Source organism: Salinimicrobium sediminilitoris (assembly GCF_020866905.1).
Taxonomy (GTDB): Bacteria; Bacteroidota; Bacteroidia; order Flavobacteriales; family Flavobacteriaceae; genus Salinimicrobium; species Salinimicrobium sediminilitoris.
The window spans coordinates 1-17,371 of record NZ_JAIVCC010000017.1 but is presented as its reverse complement, the minus strand read 5'-3'; the positions used below and the strand labels follow the sequence as shown (position 1 = coordinate 17,371).

At 40.8% G+C, this 17,371-nt stretch carries 17 protein-coding genes; 8 read left to right on the top strand and 9 right to left on the bottom strand.

The window, feature by feature from the left end:
* The first annotated feature begins 51 nt into the window (after positions 1–51).
* Both LA313_RS14945 and LA313_RS14940 read left to right on the top strand, forming a co-directional pair.
* Positions 52–516 (top strand): hypothetical protein, encoded by a 465-nt coding sequence (locus LA313_RS14945; RefSeq protein WP_228916425.1) that lies wholly within the window; start codon positions 52–54, stop codon positions 514–516.
* Positions 513–2,330 carry an adenylate/guanylate cyclase domain-containing protein gene (locus LA313_RS14940; RefSeq protein ID WP_228916423.1) on the top strand — a complete coding sequence of 606 codons (1,818 nt, stop codon included), beginning with the start codon at positions 513–515 and terminating at the stop codon, positions 2,328–2,330. Before LA313_RS14945 ends, LA313_RS14940 begins: the two co-directional genes overlap by 4 nt.
* A gap of 358 nt (positions 2,331–2,688) precedes the next feature.
* On the opposite strand, the gene LA313_RS14935 is transcribed toward LA313_RS14940, so the two are convergent.
* The 4 genes from LA313_RS14935 to LA313_RS14920 form a co-directional block, all read right to left on the bottom strand.
* On the bottom strand, positions 2,689–3,477 hold the full coding sequence (locus tag LA313_RS14935) for a PhzF family phenazine biosynthesis protein (protein ID WP_228916420.1): 789 nt from the start codon (positions 3,475–3,477) through the stop codon (positions 2,689–2,691).
* 31 nt (positions 3,478–3,508) lie between these two features.
* Positions 3,509–4,525 carry an LLM class flavin-dependent oxidoreductase gene (locus LA313_RS14930; RefSeq protein ID WP_228916418.1) on the bottom strand — a complete coding sequence of 339 codons (1,017 nt, stop codon included), beginning with the start codon at positions 4,523–4,525 and terminating at the stop codon, positions 3,509–3,511.
* A 171-nt stretch (positions 4,526–4,696) separates the two neighbouring features.
* Positions 4,697–7,243, bottom strand: a complete 2,547-nt coding sequence (locus tag LA313_RS14925; protein ID WP_228916416.1) for an ABC transporter permease — start codon at positions 7,241–7,243, stop codon at positions 4,697–4,699.
* Positions 7,230–7,913 (bottom strand): ABC transporter ATP-binding protein, encoded by a 684-nt coding sequence (locus tag LA313_RS14920; protein WP_228916414.1) that lies wholly within the window; start codon positions 7,911–7,913, stop codon positions 7,230–7,232. Before LA313_RS14920 ends, LA313_RS14925 begins: the two co-directional genes overlap by 14 nt.
* Positions 7,914–7,974: 61 nt before the next feature.
* On the opposite strand from LA313_RS14920, the gene LA313_RS14915 reads away from it, so the two are divergent.
* On the top strand, positions 7,975–8,670 hold the full coding sequence (locus LA313_RS14915) for an arylesterase (protein WP_228916412.1): 696 nt from the start codon (positions 7,975–7,977) through the stop codon (positions 8,668–8,670).
* Between the two features lie 99 nt (positions 8,671–8,769).
* Here the strand turns inward: LA313_RS14915 and LA313_RS14910 are convergent, their stop codons facing one another.
* Entirely contained in the window at positions 8,770–9,840 is a 1,071-nt protein-coding gene (locus tag LA313_RS14910; RefSeq protein WP_228916410.1) for an endonuclease/exonuclease/phosphatase family protein, read from the bottom strand.
* A 229-nt stretch (positions 9,841–10,069) separates the two neighbouring features.
* Between LA313_RS14910 and LA313_RS14905 the strand changes: the two genes are divergently transcribed.
* The 5 genes from LA313_RS14905 to LA313_RS14885 all read left to right on the top strand — a co-directional run bounded on the left by LA313_RS14905 (position 10,070) and on the right by LA313_RS14885 (position 14,241).
* Positions 10,070–10,759 (top strand): response regulator, encoded by a 690-nt coding sequence (locus LA313_RS14905; protein WP_228916409.1) that lies wholly within the window; start codon positions 10,070–10,072, stop codon positions 10,757–10,759.
* Positions 10,760–11,066: 307 nt separating this feature from the next.
* On the top strand, positions 11,067–11,615 hold the full coding sequence (locus LA313_RS14900) for a hypothetical protein (protein WP_228916408.1): 549 nt from the start codon (positions 11,067–11,069) through the stop codon (positions 11,613–11,615).
* Positions 11,616–11,731: 116 nt separating this feature from the next.
* Positions 11,732–12,496: a LytR/AlgR family response regulator transcription factor gene (locus LA313_RS14895; protein ID WP_228916407.1), complete on the top strand. Its 765-nt coding sequence runs from the start codon at positions 11,732–11,734 to the stop codon at positions 12,494–12,496.
* A gap of 4 nt (positions 12,497–12,500) precedes the next feature.
* Positions 12,501–13,595 carry a sensor histidine kinase gene (locus tag LA313_RS14890; RefSeq protein ID WP_228916406.1) on the top strand — a complete coding sequence of 365 codons (1,095 nt, stop codon included), beginning with the start codon at positions 12,501–12,503 and terminating at the stop codon, positions 13,593–13,595.
* Between the two features lie 226 nt (positions 13,596–13,821).
* The gene (locus LA313_RS14885; protein WP_228916405.1) at positions 13,822–14,241 is read left to right on the top strand and encodes an SRPBCC family protein; all 420 of its coding nucleotides are present in this window, start codon (positions 13,822–13,824) and stop codon (positions 14,239–14,241) included.
* A gap of 75 nt (positions 14,242–14,316) precedes the next feature.
* Here the strand turns inward: LA313_RS14885 and LA313_RS14880 are convergent, their stop codons facing one another.
* The 4 genes from LA313_RS14880 to LA313_RS14865 form a co-directional block, all read right to left on the bottom strand.
* A complete protein-coding gene (locus LA313_RS14880; protein WP_228916404.1) occupies positions 14,317–14,844 on the bottom strand; it encodes a class I SAM-dependent methyltransferase in 528 nt (175 codons plus the stop codon).
* Between the two features lie 15 nt (positions 14,845–14,859).
* Entirely contained in the window at positions 14,860–16,260 is a 1,401-nt protein-coding gene (locus tag LA313_RS14875) for an APC family permease (RefSeq protein ID WP_228916401.1), read from the bottom strand.
* Between the two features lie 229 nt (positions 16,261–16,489).
* Positions 16,490–16,654 carry a hypothetical protein gene (locus LA313_RS14870; protein ID WP_228916399.1) on the bottom strand — a complete coding sequence of 55 codons (165 nt, stop codon included), beginning with the start codon at positions 16,652–16,654 and terminating at the stop codon, positions 16,490–16,492.
* A 158-nt stretch (positions 16,655–16,812) separates the two neighbouring features.
* Positions 16,813–16,968, bottom strand: coding sequence for a hypothetical protein (locus LA313_RS14865; RefSeq protein ID WP_228916397.1), 156 nt, complete (start codon positions 16,966–16,968; stop codon positions 16,813–16,815).
* Between the last annotated feature and the right edge of the window lie 403 nt (positions 16,969–17,371).

Genomic DNA, 17,371 nt, shown 5'->3' with positions numbered 1-17,371 from the left:
AGCTTTCTTTAGTACCTTAATATTCAGTTAATTAACTAATTATTGGAAATAATGGAAAAGAATGAAACAAAAAAAGGTAAGTCACCTAAAAATACCTGGATCTATTTAACGGTGGACACAAAAAACATTAATGAAAGAAATATTGATGAGAAGGTTGTTTTTTCAGATGACAGGGATGATCCTCCTCAGGAACCGGGAAAGCCTATGGATTATGTTTCAACCATAAGTCCCGGTATGAAGGTCTACTGGAAGGGGCAACCCAAAGATGAGGGATCCGGCGATGTTATAGAAATTACAGGGGTCACTGCTAAGGACGGGAAAGACAAATGGAAGCTTCTTGATAGTGTGGGGCCGGAACAGGGAAACAAGGGAGTGAAGGTTGGAAAGGTCAAAGGGGAACACATTGATGGCCAGGAACCATATTCTGTCCGGTTCCGAATTGAAGGACGAAAAAGCGAATTTGAAGTGGACCCAAAGATACAGATGGAGCTCAAAAGTAATTCGGATTCAAGATGAACAAAAAGATTCTTATTTCTTTCCTGTTTTTATTCTCCATTGGTTATACCATAGTGGGGCAGGAGAAATCTGAATTTGACAGTTTAACCAAATTGTATCGTTCTTCAGAAGAAAGATACAATTTGGATTTGCTTAAGGTTATAATTTCTTCGGCAACACAGCCAGATAGCATGATTAAATATACAAATCTTCTTATAAAAAAAGCACAACCTGTTGATAATAAGGAGTATCTTCAGTTTGCGCATTTTAACCAGGGCATCGCCTGGCGCTATAAAGGAGATTATAGCAATGCTTTTGAGCATCTCTTTAAAAGTGCAGAATTAGCTGAAGAACTTAAAAATAAAAATAAGCTTGGAAGTTCTTATGTGGAGATAGGAAATGCCTATGCCGAAAGTGGTGATCTTAACCTTTCCTCGACTTATTTTAACCGGGGGATAAGTCTTTTCCTGGCAGAAAAAGACACTTTAATGGTAGGAGCGACCTATTATAACATGGGAGATACCTTTTTCGATAAAGGTGCCATAGACTCTTCATTTGCTTATACCACCCAGGCGAGAGAAATTTTTCAAAAAGCCGGACATGAAATTTATGAAGCCTATAGTCTTGGGAATCTTGGTAGAATCAATGCCGCTATGGAACAATATGATTTAGCAGAAACTCAACTTAATGAGGCGGTAGAAACTTTGTTTAAAGTAAAAGATTATAATGCACTAACAGATTTCTATGCTGCACTTTCTGAGATCAACCAGAGGCAGGGAGATTTGGAAGCAGCAATAGCGTTTGCAGATAAGAGCCTGGAAGCAGCAAAGGCCAATGGTTTAAAAGAAGACCTGCAGGGGGCACATCAAAAACTTGCATTTTTACACGAAGAAGCAGGTAATATTCCGCAATCTTATGACCACTACAAAATGTACGTGGTATATAAAGACAGTATTGAGAATATTGCTTCTGTAAAGGAAGTGGCAAACCTTAGAACGAATTATGAAATAGCCAAAAAACAAACCGAAGTTGATTTACTTAATGAACAAAAAAGTAATCAGCGCAACATTGTTATTGCTACCGCTATTGCTTTATTCCTTATTCTGCTCCTGGCTCTGGGGCTTTACCGTAGAAATAGGTACATAGGCAGGACCAAAAAAATCATTGAAAGAGAAAAACAACGATCAGATCGTTTACTACTCAATATTCTTCCTCAGGAAACTGCTATGGAATTAAAGGAAAAAGGAAAGGTACGTGCAAAGCGCTTTGAAGCAGTGACCATATTGTTTACCGATTTCAAGGATTTTACCCATTATGCCGAAAATCTTCCGCCAGAGGAACTTGTGAAAAGGGTAGATTTTTATTTTTCCAAGTTTGATGAAATAATCGAGCATCATGGCCTTGAGAAAATAAAAACTGTGGGGGATGCTTATATGTGTGCAGCCGGAGTTCCTTTTGCTGTTAAAGATCATGCCCGCCGCGTGGTCGCTGCGGCTTGTGAAATGATAGAATTTGTAGGTAGGGAAGAGCCAGGAAAAGAGATTCGTTTTGAGGTAAGGATTGGGATAAACTCGGGCCCTGTGGTGGCCGGAGTGGTAGGCAATAAAAAATGGGCTTATGATATATGGGGAGATGCGGTGAATATTGCAGCCAGGATGGAATCCTGTTCAGAAACGGGAAGGATCAACATTTCCGAAAATACGTATCATCTCATTCAGGATGATTTTGAATGTGATTACAGGGGAGAGATCATGGTGAAGAATAAAGGCATGATGAAAATGTATTTTGTAAAGGGTGCAAAAGTAGATCAGGAAAAGAAAAGTAGTGTGGCTTAGAATTCAAGTATTCAAAAAAAGCAAATAGAGCCTAACATTTTTCCTGCTGCCCCGTGCTAGATGATATTTTAGATCTTATTATAAAAATCTTTTTCTGTTGTTGGTATTGCTGGAATATGAGATATTCAATAAGATGGGAGAATCTGTCGCGGCAGTTTCTTAGTGTATAAAGGAGAGGTGTTTCTACATACCAAAGATCCTTCAGAAAGGTTATTGCTCTTTACACTGCAGCACTATTGCTACAGGAGGATATCGCAGAGCAGAATCTGTAGACTTTCAAATAACTATTCAGTGTTCCAAATAATTATCGGTCCCGGCTCCTTTTTCTGACAGGAGAGGGACGAAACATTATAAAGATTTACTCCGTCCACAATTTACCGATAGCGTAGGTGCGGGCACTCCCTCTCACTTCAATCCTGTCTTCCAGGTTTTTGCAAAAAAGACGCCCGCCGCGTTGAGATAATTGCCTTGCCTGCAGCTCCTGTTTATTTAACTTTTCACTCCAGTAGGGAGTGAGGGAACAATGAGCAGAACCAGTTACCGGATCCTCAAAAACTGAAGCTTTGGGAGTGAAAAACCGGGATACAAAATCACAAGCTTTACCTTTGGCAGTGACTATTACTCCTCCGGTTCCAAGTTCAAGTTGATCAAAGTAAGTACGGTTGATTTCAATATTTCTCACTTCCTGTTCATCTTCATAAACCAACACATAATCTCGTGCTTTAAGTACTTCCCGTGGCTGAATGTTCAGGGATTTTTTTAATAGTTCCGGAAGTACGGTTGGACCAGGATTTCTTACGGGCAGGTTTAAAGTGTAGCTCCCATTTTCGGCAGTTACCATTAACTCCCCACTTTGGGTGTCAAAAATGATATTTTTATTTGAATATTTTCTAATATCCCTAAGCGCATGAGCAGCTGCCAGAGTAGCGTGTCCACACAGGTCCATCTCCATTTCTGGGGTGAACCATCTCAAATGAAAACTATGACCTTTATCGACAAAAAATGCGGTCTCGGCAACAGCGTTTTCCCTGGCAATTTTCAGAAGTAGATCATCGGGAAGCCAATCTGAGAGAGGTACCACGCAAGCGGGATTTCCACCAAAAATGTGATCTGTAAAAGCGTTTATCTGGTAAAGGTGTAATTGCATAATTCCATACTTTAAAGTAAAACGAGAACTACTATTTATGTTTAAGATCTTTCATTATTTCCGAAAAGATCCTGTACGATTTTAACCTGTCCTCGTGATTATAAATATGAGAAGCTACCATAACTTCATTCACGCCGGTTTCTTTCAGGAATTTTGAAGTTTGCTCCCTTACAGTTTCCTTGCTGCCAATAAAGGCATATTTAAGCATTCTTTGAAAAGCAGGGTTTGCCGCCAGCTCCCGCAACTCTTCTGTCATTTTAATTGGAGGCTGCATATAATCCATGTTATTTGTCATTACGCCATACATCATTCTTATGAGCGTAGTCGAAATATCTTCAGCTTCTTCATCGGTATCAGCAGCAATTACATTTATACAACCAATGGTATAGGGCTTTTCAAGGTATTTTGAAGGCTGGAACTTGTTATAATAGATGTTTAGCGCCTCAAAAAGTTGGGTTGGTGCAAAATGACTGGCAAATGCATAAGGCAAACCTTTTTCGGCAGCCACGTGTGCGCTGTTGGTACTGGAACCAAGAACATAGATTGGGACATCAACTCCTTCAGCTACAGTCGCCCGCACCTGTGCTCTTTTGTTTTCTGCTGAAAAATATTGCTGGATCTGGCTTATTTCCTCAGGAAATTTATAAACTGCCTGCATGCGGTCACTTCTAATAGCATGTGCAGTGACTTGATCTGTACCGGGGGCCCTGCCAAGTCCAAGGTCTATTCTGTTAGGATATAATGAACCCAGAGTTCCAAATTGTTCTGAAACTATGAGCGGGGAGTGGTTAGGCAACATGATCCCTCCCGAACCTACTCTTATCTTTTTTGTGCCTCCGGCTATATAACCTATTAAAACTGAAGTAGCCGAACTTGCTATGCTAAGCATGTTATGATGTTCTGCCAGCCAAAATCTTTGATAACCCATTTCTTCGGCTTTCTGGGCGAGATCCAGGCTGTTTTCAAAGGTTTGGTGAATAGAGGAGTCTACGCCTACACTGGCGAGTTCTAATATTGAATAAGGAGTATATTTTTTGTTCTGAGACATAGAAATTTCAGGTTTTATTCAAAGTTCGGGAATTCAAAAGAAGGAAAATAAGAAAAGAGATAGCTTTTGGTAATAACGATATTTATATGATCCAGACTCAATAATATTGATTTTATCAAAGGTGGGAAAAGAAGCAAAATTTCACCCTTTTCCACACCTTTGGTACCAGGCTTAATAGCTCTCCTTCCTCAAAACTACCAACGGCGGACTTTTGATTACGCTTATGCTGTTAGTAAGTCCAATGAACATTACCAGTAAAGTAATAGCAGGAAAGAGCACCAGGAATGGAAAAATAGAAGGTACAAAGGCAGTGTCAAACAAAAGCCATGCGAGTAACTGGCTGCTAATTAAAGAAAGCAGGATTCCCGATAAGGTTCCAAGTGCTCCCAGGTAAAAATATTCCAGTGCAAGGATCTTTAGAATTTGATTGCTGCGGGCACCTATGGTTCGCAGTAAAACACTCTCCTTGATCCTCTGAAACTTACTGGTGCGAACTGCCCCGAGAAGAACAATTATTCCAGTAAGTATGCTAAAGAAGGCCATAAAGTTAATAAGCCAGGCAATTTTATTCAGAAGATCTTCAATAACAGTAATGATTTGCCGCAGGTCAAGGATCGAAACATTTGGAAATAATCTTACAAGTTCCTGTTGCAGGGCGGCACTTGCAGCCTCACCGGGAACTTTTGTTGTGATCACTCTAAACTGGGGAGCACCCTCTAAAACACCTTTTGGGAAAACAATTGAAAAATTTGGCTGCATCTGGCTCCAGTCAACGGTCCTAATACTGCGGACTTCGGTATTCATCACCACCCCCTGAACATTAAAAGAGATACGATCTCCCACGCCCACCAAGGCATCTTCAGCAAAGTTATCACTTACAGAGATGGGGATGAGGTTGGTGTTATCCACTTGAGAAATCCAATCTCCCGAAGAAAGTACTTCAGAACTTGTGAGCGAATCACGGTAAGTCACCCTAAACTCATGATTGAGAACCCAGCGATTAATCCCCGATGTTGAATCCTCTCTCATCTGGTTCACGGTTCTTCCGTTAATATTCTGCACCCGCATGGTAACAATTGGAATATCATCCAGAACAGGATTTCCACTGTTCTTAATTACTTGTTCTACCTCTTTTTCCTGCCCGGCCTGCACGTCTAGAAGGATCATATTGGGACTATCAGTTTGTGCGTCAAGGGAGGCTTCGGCCAGTAAAACATCTTTGGTAAAGTAGAGAGTACTAATGAGAAAAGTTCCTACTCCAATGGCCAGCACCAAAGTGAGCGTTTGATTTTGTGGCCGGAATAAATTCTGCAGGCTCTGTCTTGCGGGAAATCCCCAGCCGGTTGGGAAATTCTCCCGTATCACTTTCATGAACAATCGGGCGATCCCTGCAAGTATAGCAAAGGTCACCACAATTCCCAGTACAAAGGCCAAAGAGTATCTCCAGTCCTGCAGGAGCCAATAGGAGAAGAGAAGGATGAAAAGAAAAATGCCGCCAAGAACTGCTAATTCTGCTTTTCCTTTTTTCTTATTACCTCCCGTCTGCACTCTTAGAGCCTGTAAAGGGGAAACATATAAAGTTCCTATAAGTGGCACAAGGGCAAATAACACTGCCATGAAAACCCCAAGTAAAATCCCCAATAAGATGATCTGAATTTTAAAGGTCATTTCTATATCTACAGGTAAAAGGTCCCCGAGTAGTAATGGGAAGAGTTGCTGTAAAAATAAGCCTGCAATGGTACCTATAATTCCACCAAGTAATCCCATGCCGGCAATCTGGAGGAGATAGATCATAAAAGTTTGTTTCCTGGTGGCCCCAAGGCATTTAAGAACAGCAACAGCCTTCAGTTTGCCTTTGATGTAGATATTTATTGCACTTGCAATTCCCACACAACCCAGCAGCAATGCAACAAAAGCTACCAGGTTCAGGAACTTTCCGAAGTTATCATAACGCCGCCCCAATCTTTCACTGGTGGAGGTGTGCGTGTCCAGGTCGGCTTCAAGATTATCCAGCCGGGGATCAAGAACCTCGTCCAGTTGCTCCAGGTCTGTTCCCGGTTGTGCAGTGAAGTAATAATCATAAGAAATGCGGCTTCCCGTTTGTATAAGCCCTGTTTCTTCAATAAAACCGTAGGGTAGGACAGTAGGTGGCGCAACAGAGCTAAAAAATGAATTACTGCCCGGAATGGAACGCAAGGCCCCGGCAATAGGTAAAGTAACTTCTCCAATTTTGATGCTGTCACCCGGGTTAAGTCCCAGCTGCCGCATTAGCGTGGCATCGACCAAAGCTTTACCTTCCTCTTGATAGGTTTGTGCTGCCTCCGGTGGCACAGTCTCCAGTTCCCCATAAAAAGGAAATCCGCCTTCGATTCCCCGTACCTGCACCAGCTTGGTGCCGTCATTTCCTGGAAAGGCAGCCATGGAAGTGAAGCCTATTTCCCTTGCCCTTGCGCCACCCAAAGAATCTATAATGGAGAGAACTTCTTCTGTTGGAGCCTTGTCCAGGTCGATCTTATAATCGGCTCCCATCATGGCTTTGGATTGCAGGGCGATATTATCCTTCAGGTTTTCTCCAAAAGATTGTATTGAAACCACGGCAGCTATTCCCAATACGATCGAAGCCATGAACAGGATAAGCTTACGCCCACTTGCTTTTCCATCGCGCCACGCCATTTTCATCAACCACATAAATGAGGTGCTTGTTTTAGTGCTGCTCATGGGTATCTATGATTTTTCCGCCTTTGAGACGCAGGATTCGCTGTGTCATTTTTGCAAGATCAAGGTCGTGGGTTACTATCACAAGTGTGGTTCCTGCTTCCCTGTTGAGGTCAAAAAGAAGTTCAATTACTTTTTCACCCGTTTCGGCATCCAGGTTTCCTGTGGGCTCATCGGCAAAGAGAATGGAAGGCTGGTTTGAAAAGGCCCGGGCTACTGCCACCCGCTGTTGTTCCCCGCCCGAAAGCTGGGAAGGATAATGATCAAACCTGCCGCCAAGACCTACTTTTTCAAGTAACCCTTTTGCGACCTCCGAAGCATTTTTAGCTCCCTGCAATTCTAAGGGAACGGCAACATTTTCTAATGCAGTCAAAGTTGGAAGCAGTTGAAAATCCTGAAATACAAAACCTACCTTTTGATTACGAAGTACTGCCCGTTCATCTTCAGAAAGAGAACTTAGTTCGGTGCCGCAGAGCTCAATGCTGCCTTTCCCGGGACGATCAAGGCCTGCGCAGAGGCCTAAAAGAGTGGTTTTTCCACTGCCTGAAGGTCCTACAATGGCAAATGTTTGCTTTTCTTCAACATCAAAGCTTATATCATGGAGTACAGTGAGCTGTTTGGAACCGCTGGAATAGCTTTTTTCCAGGTTGCGCACGTTTAATATTTTTGTCATCTTTAAATTTGCTTTCAGAAAAAGCAAAATAAGAAATGATTTCCACTTCAAGCCAGTAGCTATGAGAAACCTGTTGTATTTGCCATTTTTGACACTTTTGATTTTAACTTCCTGTGGAGAAACTGCCAAAGAGGAAAAAGAGGCTGAAGCCGAAATTACTTCGGAAGTTGAAAATGAAGCTGAAAATTCTGAAGAAGACCGCAACACGATCCTGTTCTTTGGGGATAGTCTCACTGCCGCCATGGGTCTGGATCCCGCTGAAGGTTATCCGGCCGAAATTAAGAAGATCATAGATTCCCTGGGGCTTAATTATGAAGTTGTGAACGCGGGACTTAGTGGAGAGACAACTGCTGCCGGTAAAAACAGGATTGATTGGGTGCTTAACCAGGATGTGGATGTATTTGTTCTGGCCCTGGGAGCTAATGATGGCCTCCGCGGAATTCCGGTGGAGGAGACCCGCAAAAACCTGCAGGAAATAATTGATGCAGTACGAGAGAAAAATCCCGATGTGCAGATCGTACTCGCCGGAATGCAGATTCCACCTAATATGGGACCCGAATACACTACAGATTTTCGTGAGATTTTCCCACAACTGGCAGAAGAAAATGACATCTACCTGATTCCCTTTTTACTGGAAGGCGTAGCCGGAGATCCCAACTTAAATCAACAGGACGGGATTCATCCAACCGCAGAGGGCTATGACATTGTAGCCCAGAATGTGTGGGAGGTGCTGGAGCCTGTAGTTACCACTAAATAAGAGGCGTCAAAAATGCCCTTTTTGAACGGAAATATCTCAAGGTTCTCTATTGTACCTGAAACATCAGATTAAATAGAGTGTCCAAAATGCCAATTTTTATTAAGCTTCAGAATTTTTGCCCTTTTCAATTTTTTCCTCTACCCATTCTTCCTCTTCGGCTTCAGGTTCTTCGAATTCGCCGTTGGCGTTGTCATTTTCCGGTTGATAAACCAGCTTTATGAACATAGGAAAATGGTCAGATCCCATCTTCTCCAGCCTTTTTAACTTCAGAAGCATAAAATCGCTGCTGTGAAAAACATGATCCAGGGGCCAGCGAAAGATTGGATATTCTGCGTGGAAGGTATTATAGAAACCACGACCAATACGCGGATCCAGTAAGCCACTTAGCTGTAAAAATAGCTTTGTGGTTCTAGACCAGGCCACATCGTTAAGATCACCAAAGACAAGAGTGGAATTATCGCCGTCAATTGATTTCCCTACCAGCAGGAGTTCTGCATCCCGGTTGGTAGAAGTATCATCTTCAGATGGGCTTGGAGGTTTTGGATGCAGGCAGTGAATGTTGATCTTCTCACCCGAGCGCAGCTTCACCTTTCCATGAATGGAAGGGATCTCCTTTGAAATAAGGTATTTGATGTCGATATCCTCAAGCTCAAGTTTTGAGTAGAGGTGCATACCATAAAGATTTTTGAGGGGAATTTTAACCGTATAGGGATATTCCTCTTCAATGGGTTGTAGCTCCTTTTCCCAGGTCTTATCACTTTCCAGGGTAAGAACCAGGTCGGGGTTTTCACGAATTATTATTTGGATAAGCTTATCATAACGGGTGTTGGTAGTGAGCACATTGCTCACCAGGATAGATATCTGCCTTTCCACCTCTTGACCACGGTACATTTTCACCTGTTTGGAAGAAAAAAACGTATAAGGATAGATCTTTACCGACTGGTAAAGGAAACTCAAAGCGAGCAGGACTACCATTATGGTCTCCCATATGGAGCTAAAATCAAAAGACACGGCACTATAGATAAGAACAGCAAGAATGAGGATGCTGATCTGTAATCGGGGGAAATCAAAGTCCCTTACCCACCATTGATCAAACCTGCTTATGGACGCTGCAGTAGGAACCAGGATTAAAATGCTTAGGACGTACGCAGCTATTTCGGCAATATTCATATAGTTGGTTAAAATAGGCTGTTCAAATATACATTTTTGAGCCTAACCTTTGAAAACCTGCACGTGCTTTCTTGCAGATTTTTTTCCTACGCCAGCTTATAAGATCACAAATTGCTTTTTCTCCTGCCGAAAATTTTAGAAGATTTTATATTTATTTAGGGCAAATTACGGAAAACCGTAATTCAACTCGAATTCTTTGTTTTATTTTTGATTCATAGAAATTGATAAGGTGGGAATACCCCGACAAATAGCGATGTTTCAAAAAGTACTGGTAGCAGAAGATATGGACAGCATTAATCTCGCTGTCGCGGGATTGCTCAAGGATCTTGGAGTACCAAAGGTGGAACATGCCCAGTATTGTGATGAAGCCTGGCTCCTTGCCAAAAAGGCTCTTACAATGGGGGAACCATTTGATCTTCTTATCTGTGACCTTTCCTTTAAGAATGATCACCGCACAGAAAAGTTGACTACAGGTAGAGAATTAATATCTGCCCTTAAAAAAGAAGATCCCAATTTAAAAGTTTTGGTAAATACTATTGAAGATCACCCCCAAATTGTGCGTAATCTTTGGGAATCGGGGAATATTGATGGGTATGTTTCCAAAGACAGGCATGGAATGCGGGACCTTAAAGAAGCCATCGAAACGGTAAATAATAGTGGAAAATATAATTCTGTGCGCATTGAAAATCTCCTAAAGGAAAACAATATGTTGATCCTTGGAGACTGGGAAATGGAACTTCTTAAAGCCATTGCTACAGGTCATACACAGGAAGAGATCCAGGAAGATTTTAGGGGTCGCAGGATTGCGCCCAATAGCAGGAGTTCAATAGAGAAAAGGCTAAAGGAACTTCGGGAAGATTTTGGAGCTAATACAACCCCTCATTTAGTTGGAATTTTAAAAGATCTTAAGTTAATATAGTTAGTTAGCAGTTTAGAAAGGCCGCTTTTTTCTTAAATATATTCGGGAATGTAGGGTAACCGGATTGTTTGTAGAAGAGGCGGCTTCTTCATTTTCTATACTTTTTGCGGTGAATCTCCTAAAATAGCATATTAACACCTTTTTACTTGATGTGAATATCATTTTTATATTCAACAGGTTGTTTATTAGTGTGTTATCATATATCATCTTCATAATTACTTCTCTTTGGTCATTCACATCTTCTTACTGATTTATAGGGGATTAGCTTCTTAATTTCGGGGGTATAATAACTCTAAAACTTAAAGCTATGAAAACTGTAATTTTTTATTTGGTACTGCTGGTATTAGGAACAAGCCATGCACAGGAATTTACTGAACTCAAGGAAGCAAATGTGGGATTCGCCCCAATGGCTTCGAGTGTGGAACGCAACGGCAATAGTTTTTCATTTAATGTTAAAGAAGCTGTAGTTGGGGAATTTGAAAAAGATCCATTGGCTTTTATGGAGAACTACTTTAGTATCGAAGATTTTATTTCAGAATTAAAGCCCGAACAGTATGATAGATATGAAGTAAGCTTTGTTAGTCAAAAAGGTCAATTAATAGCCGATTTTGATAAGAATGGAAAGTTGGTTCAAACCAACTCAAGATTTAAAAACACACTTTTACCCCATAACCTAAGAAACGATCTATATCGCGACCATAAAGGCTGGGCAATGACCAAGAATATTCGTATCACCCGGGGCAAAAATGGTGACGTTAGCAAGGATTACTACAAGATTAATCTTGAAAATGGAAAAGACCGCAAAAAGATAGTTTTACAAGCACCGGTTAGCGTAACAGACATTGCGAGCAACTAAAAAGTCAGGATTTGATAACATACCATCAGGCGTTCTTTTCGCCTGATGGTTTTTACACATAAGGAGGACAAATCAAAACAAATATGTATTAAATTGGAATAATAATTTCCACACAAATGAGAGCACTCGTTATAGATGATGAGGAATTGGCACGCAGAAGGATCCTTAATCTTCTGGATGAAGTTCCGAATATTAAAGTAATTGGGGAGTGTTCTAACGGGCAAACTGCAATTAAAAGGATCAACAGTGAACATCCCGATCTTATTTTTCTCGACATCAGCATGAAAGATATGAATGGTTTTGAAGTGCTGCAAAAAGTGGAAATCAAGCCAAAGCCCATTGTTGTTTTTATTACTGCATATGATAGTTATGCCACCCGTGCATTTGATGTGGAAGCTTTTGATTTTCTCCTGAAACCTTTTAAGGACCAGCGATTCTTTAAAACCATAGAAAGGGTAATGAAAACCGGAGGAAAAGAAGCCGATGATCTTTTCGAAAAAAGGATAAGGGAGATGTTCAGGATCTTTTCCTTAGAGGGCAAAACAGAAAAAATTGCCAGTAAGATTCCGGTTAAGCAAGGCAACAAAACTGTCCTTATCGACCCGGCGAATGTACTTTACATAATCGCATCTGGATATTACGCAGAGATCTATACAACTTCAGGAAAGTACGTGCTAAGGGAATCTCTAAGCAATCTTGAAGAGCAACTGGAAAGGGAAAGCTTCTTTAGAATACACCGTTCTACTATTGTCAATATTGACCAGGTAAAGGAGATCGTGCATTCAGAATATTCTGAAGTGGATGCCCGCATGAATGATGGCAAGCTGCTTCATATAAGCAAATCAAATAAAAAGGAATTTCTGGAAAAACTGGGAATCTAAGAATATGAAACTCAAGAAATATATCGATTTTAAATTGATCCTTTTACTGGCAGGGTTTTACGGTCTGTTTAATGTTATTTACATAACAAAATCGGCTTACCTGCGAGAGACTTTCCCCGAAATGAGGCATGAGCCCTGGTATGATTTCCTGGTGAATAATATCCTTATTGACTGGTTGGTCGTGGTATTCTACATGAGCATTATCGCAATTAGCACTAAACGTTTCCTCCACAGGAATTACTCCTGGGTCAAGATCATTTCAATCCATATAGTTTGCTCTATTCTCATAGGTTTTATAATCAGGCTTATTTTTGATCTATATAGCATTTTAACGGGATTATTTACCATTGAAGAATATCAGGTTAAAGAAAGTTTTACCCGGTTCATGATAGTGGTGGATCTCAATTTTCTCATCTACTTTGCCATGACCTTTATTATTTACACTTATTACTATGTGAAACAGGTAAAGGAGGCGGAGCATCACCGGGCTCAACTGGAGACTCAGCTGGTAAATACCCGAATGAAGATGCTATCTTCTCAATTACAGCCGCATTTCCTGTTCAATACCCTTAATAGTATTGCTGTCCTGGCCGATCTTGATAAGGAAAAAGCTAAGGATACTATTGCAGATCTCAGTGACTTTCTCAGGGAGATCCTGTATAGCGGCGACGAAAATGTTATTCCCCTGGAAAAGGAATTACGCACTTTAGAATATTACCAGAATATTTTAAATGTTCGATTTTCCGACCATCTTACTATCACCAAAGAAGTGGACCAGAACCTCATGTCAAAGAAGGTTCCTGCATTGCTGTTGCAGCCGATTCTGGAGAATTCCATAAAACACGGCTATTCCTATGAACATACTCATCTTGAAGTTACCATTAGGATTTATGCGGAAGCAAATGAACTCATCATTCAGGTTATTAACGTCGGTGCCGGTCTTAGTGCAGGAAAAGAGGAGCTTTTGAAGAAAGGCAAAGGCCTGGCAAATATTGATGCCCGGCTGTCAAATCTCTACGGAAATAACTACAGCTTCGAAATTAAAAATAGAAGTACAGGCACCGGAGTGGAAACTACAATAAAGCTCCCGCTCACCTGAAGGCTTTGACCTTCACCTGAATTTGTTACGAAATCTAAAAACCTTATAGAACAAGTAGAGATTTGAGGCTTCAAAAATGATGTTTTAGAATAAAAAAACTTTTAAAAAAATAATGCTTTTATAGATGAAAATTCTTCGAAAAAAAGAGGGAATTGCCATTTGAAAAAAACTAATTATTGTAAATTTAAGGTACTTATTATCAGTATTATATAAATTTACCAGAACTATGAAATCCAAAAAAATCACAGTAGAAACCCTGGTGCCGCTGCCGGTGGAAAAAGTGTGGCAGCTGTGGACCAACCCGGAGCATATTAAAAAGTGGAATTTTGCCACGCCCCAATGGCATACCCCTTCTGCAGAAAATGATTTAAAAGAAAGCGGAAAGTTCAATTATAGAATGGAAGCCAAAGATGGAAGCCAGGGCTTTGATTTTACGGGAGAATACCAGGAGGTGGAGCCCCACAGGCTTATAAGATACAGAATGGATGACGGTCGGGAGGTGAGCATTCACTTCAAGCCTGTTGAAAATGCTACTTTCATAGAGGAAACTTTTGATCCCGAACAGGAAAACAGTATACAACAGCAGCGGGAAGGATGGCAGGCAATCCTTGAGAACTTCAGGAAATATGCCGAATCAAATGATTAAGTATTATTAGAATACTCATCCTTAGCTCTATTGCATAGATTATCGGGAAAGAGGGGCGTTGTTTTTCAAGAAAGCTCATTTCCTGAACTCACTTCTTTTTTGGATGGTCCATAAATAAATGGTAGTGCCGTCAATAAACTCAACCCGGTCGGGTTTCCAGTCTCCCATATCAAAAGCATGAGAGACAATACGGGTGCCGGGCTTTAATTGTTCGAGCAAAATGGGTTTAAGTCTCTCATTTAAATGACTAAGCAGGTAAAGTGTTACCACTGTAGCTTCTGAAAAATCTGATCTAAACAGATCGGCTTCAATAAATTCTACTTTGCCTGTTACTTCAGCTTTCTTTGCATTCACCCTGGATTCCGAAATTCTTTTTGGATCAATGTCTATTCCAACTCCGCGGGCGCCGAAATTCTTTGCAGCGGCAATAACGATTCGGCCGTCACCGCTTCCGAGGTCATATACAACATCATTAGATTCTACTTGTGCGAGTTGCAGCATGGCGTTGACAACAGTATCCCGGGTGGGCACATAGATCACATCCTGAGCTATAGTTCCAAAGGAATGGATTAGAAAGACAATAATTGCTAATAAATTTTTCATAAGATGAATTTTGGATCAGATCTTCTTCTTATCATTATTTTTCTTTTCGGCAACAGTTGGCTTGAGCAGTAAGATCATTGCTCCTGCGATTAAAACACCAATTCCTGCCAGTGCTCCCCAACCGGTATATACAATGCTGGAGTAGAGGAGATAGGCGCTGCTTAGGCAAAAAACAATAGGCAGTACGGGGTAGAGAGGTACTTTAAAAGGCCGTTTTTTGAGAGGTCTTTTTTTCCGAAGTATGAATAAAGAAATTCCTGTAAGCAACAGGAAAAACCAAAAAACAGGGGCAGTATATTCTATCATCGTTTCAAACCCACTTCGGGAGAAGAGGCCAAAACTCACAAGCCCAAGTGCGATGCCACCCTGGATCAAAAGGGCATTAACAGGGCCTTCAAGCCTGCTTTTCCATTTTCCGAGGAAAGAAAAAATACTAAAGTCCCTGCCCAGTGCATAATTTGAACGTGCTCCGGTGAAGATCGTTGCATTTGCCGAAGTAAGGGCAGCAATAGCCACTAAGACGGAAATGATAACTATGCCCGTTTGTCCGAAAGCCACTCCTAAAAGATCTCCCGCTACTGCGTTGGATTCGGCCATTCCTTCCAGTCCCAGACCTCTCAATAATGCCATATTTACAAGGAAATAAATTAAAGTAATGACCAGGATACCGGCAATTAATGCGATGGCGATTCTTCTTTTTCCCTTACCTAATTCAGCAGAGATATATGCGGCCTCATTCCACCCTCCAAAAGTAAGCAGCACAAAGACCATGGCCAGTCCAAACGAATTCTCATTACCTGTTTCCGGATTAGAAGTAGATGAAGTTGCTGAAGCTTCAGGAACCAAAAAAAATCCTACCACAACGATCATTAATATTCCCAGCACTTCAATCGTGGTAAGAATTTTTTGAGTTCCTGCGCCCATTTTTATACCTGCAATATTTATCATTGTGAGGCCACTAACCAGTAAAGCTGCATAGATCACCGCAGAGTGTTCGCCTAATTTATAGATCTGCGAAGCGTAATCCCCAAAGATAAACCCCAATAGAGCTATTGAGCCTGTTTGAATCACGCTCATCCTTGCCCATGCAAAAAGGAAAGCTGTGCGTTTACCAAAGGCTTCCTTTAAGAAATGGTAATCACCACCGGTGTTGGGAAAGGTGGTGGTAAGTTCGGCATAACAAAGGGCTCCGATGATGGATACTGCGCCTCCCAACAGCCAAACCAGTAACATCATTTCACCCGATGCAACACTATTTGCGACCAAAGACGGAGTGCGAAAGATTCCCGCTCCAATTACAATTCCAATGATAAGGGCAAAGGCATCCAATGTACTAAGAACAGGTCCCGGAACTACAGCCTTATTCGCATCCCGCTTTTTGGCAGGGGATCCAAATTTTTCTTTAGTTATTGACATTACTTCCCTTTTTGGATTTGTTATTATCAGGGGTCGCATTAAAAACTTAACTTATTTAAAATAAGTTGTTTAGCCTTGAAGATAAAACAGATTGGGAAAAGTTTAGGAAGCTTTTTCTGCAATCAAAAAAGGGGAAGGCTAACTAATAAAAGGTTAGAACCAGGAGGAGGACGGTTCCAGATCATTTCTTGTTTCTGGGTTGTCTACGGATGATAGAAGGTTTTTATCTCTAAAGCCAAATAGACTGTTGAACAAAAACTGAATACAGGACTACGCCCAGAAGCACAAGTAAGCCAAGGATTAGCTGTAATTTTAAAAACCATGAGTCCCGGTTGATGTAATTGCGATAAGTATGAACCTCATCTCGTGCCCAAAAAGTTCCCTTTGTTTTCATGACCTGTCGATTAAAATCCAGACTGTGGGGACAGCTTGTATTTAAATGACGAAAACTAAAGGGGTTTGTTTCAGTTAAATATAAAGTTTAACAATTGTTTTACAGGGGAATTAAACTCAGAAAAAGATTTCTGAACCCACAAATTAGAAATCGGGATCTTACCTCAAAAACCATATAATGAATCCAAGGGTTCCAAGACAAATAATTGCCGTGAAGATCAATTGTCCTTTAAGGAAAAGCCAGTCCCAGTTTATTTGGGAAAGATATGTTTCTAAAAGCAACTTTTTGTCTACACGCTTTTCTCCTCCTTTCATAAGTGTGGTTTTTGGTTATAGTTATAGAAGCAATTGCAGTTCCAATTTTTTAAAAGCAGGATAAAAACTCCCTGAGGGAAACCAAATTCATAATTATATATGGAAGAAGAATTATTTTGATAATGCTCCACAATTCCTGAATTTCATTGGGTTTGTAGGTAATTTCTGGCATGGAAATTCACTTATAATATTGGCAATTTTTTAATCAGAAAATTCTTTTTTGCCGTTTTCTATATTAACAGGAAATTGATGAATCTTTCCCCATAAAAGTGGGGAAGTGACGTTTCCACACCAGAATATTTTTAAAAAATGAATTTTAATTTAACAAAAAGAGGTCGTCTAAAAAGTAATTTTTAGGCGGCTTTTTTTATTGTCAATATGTGAAGCAATACTTTTTCCTCTT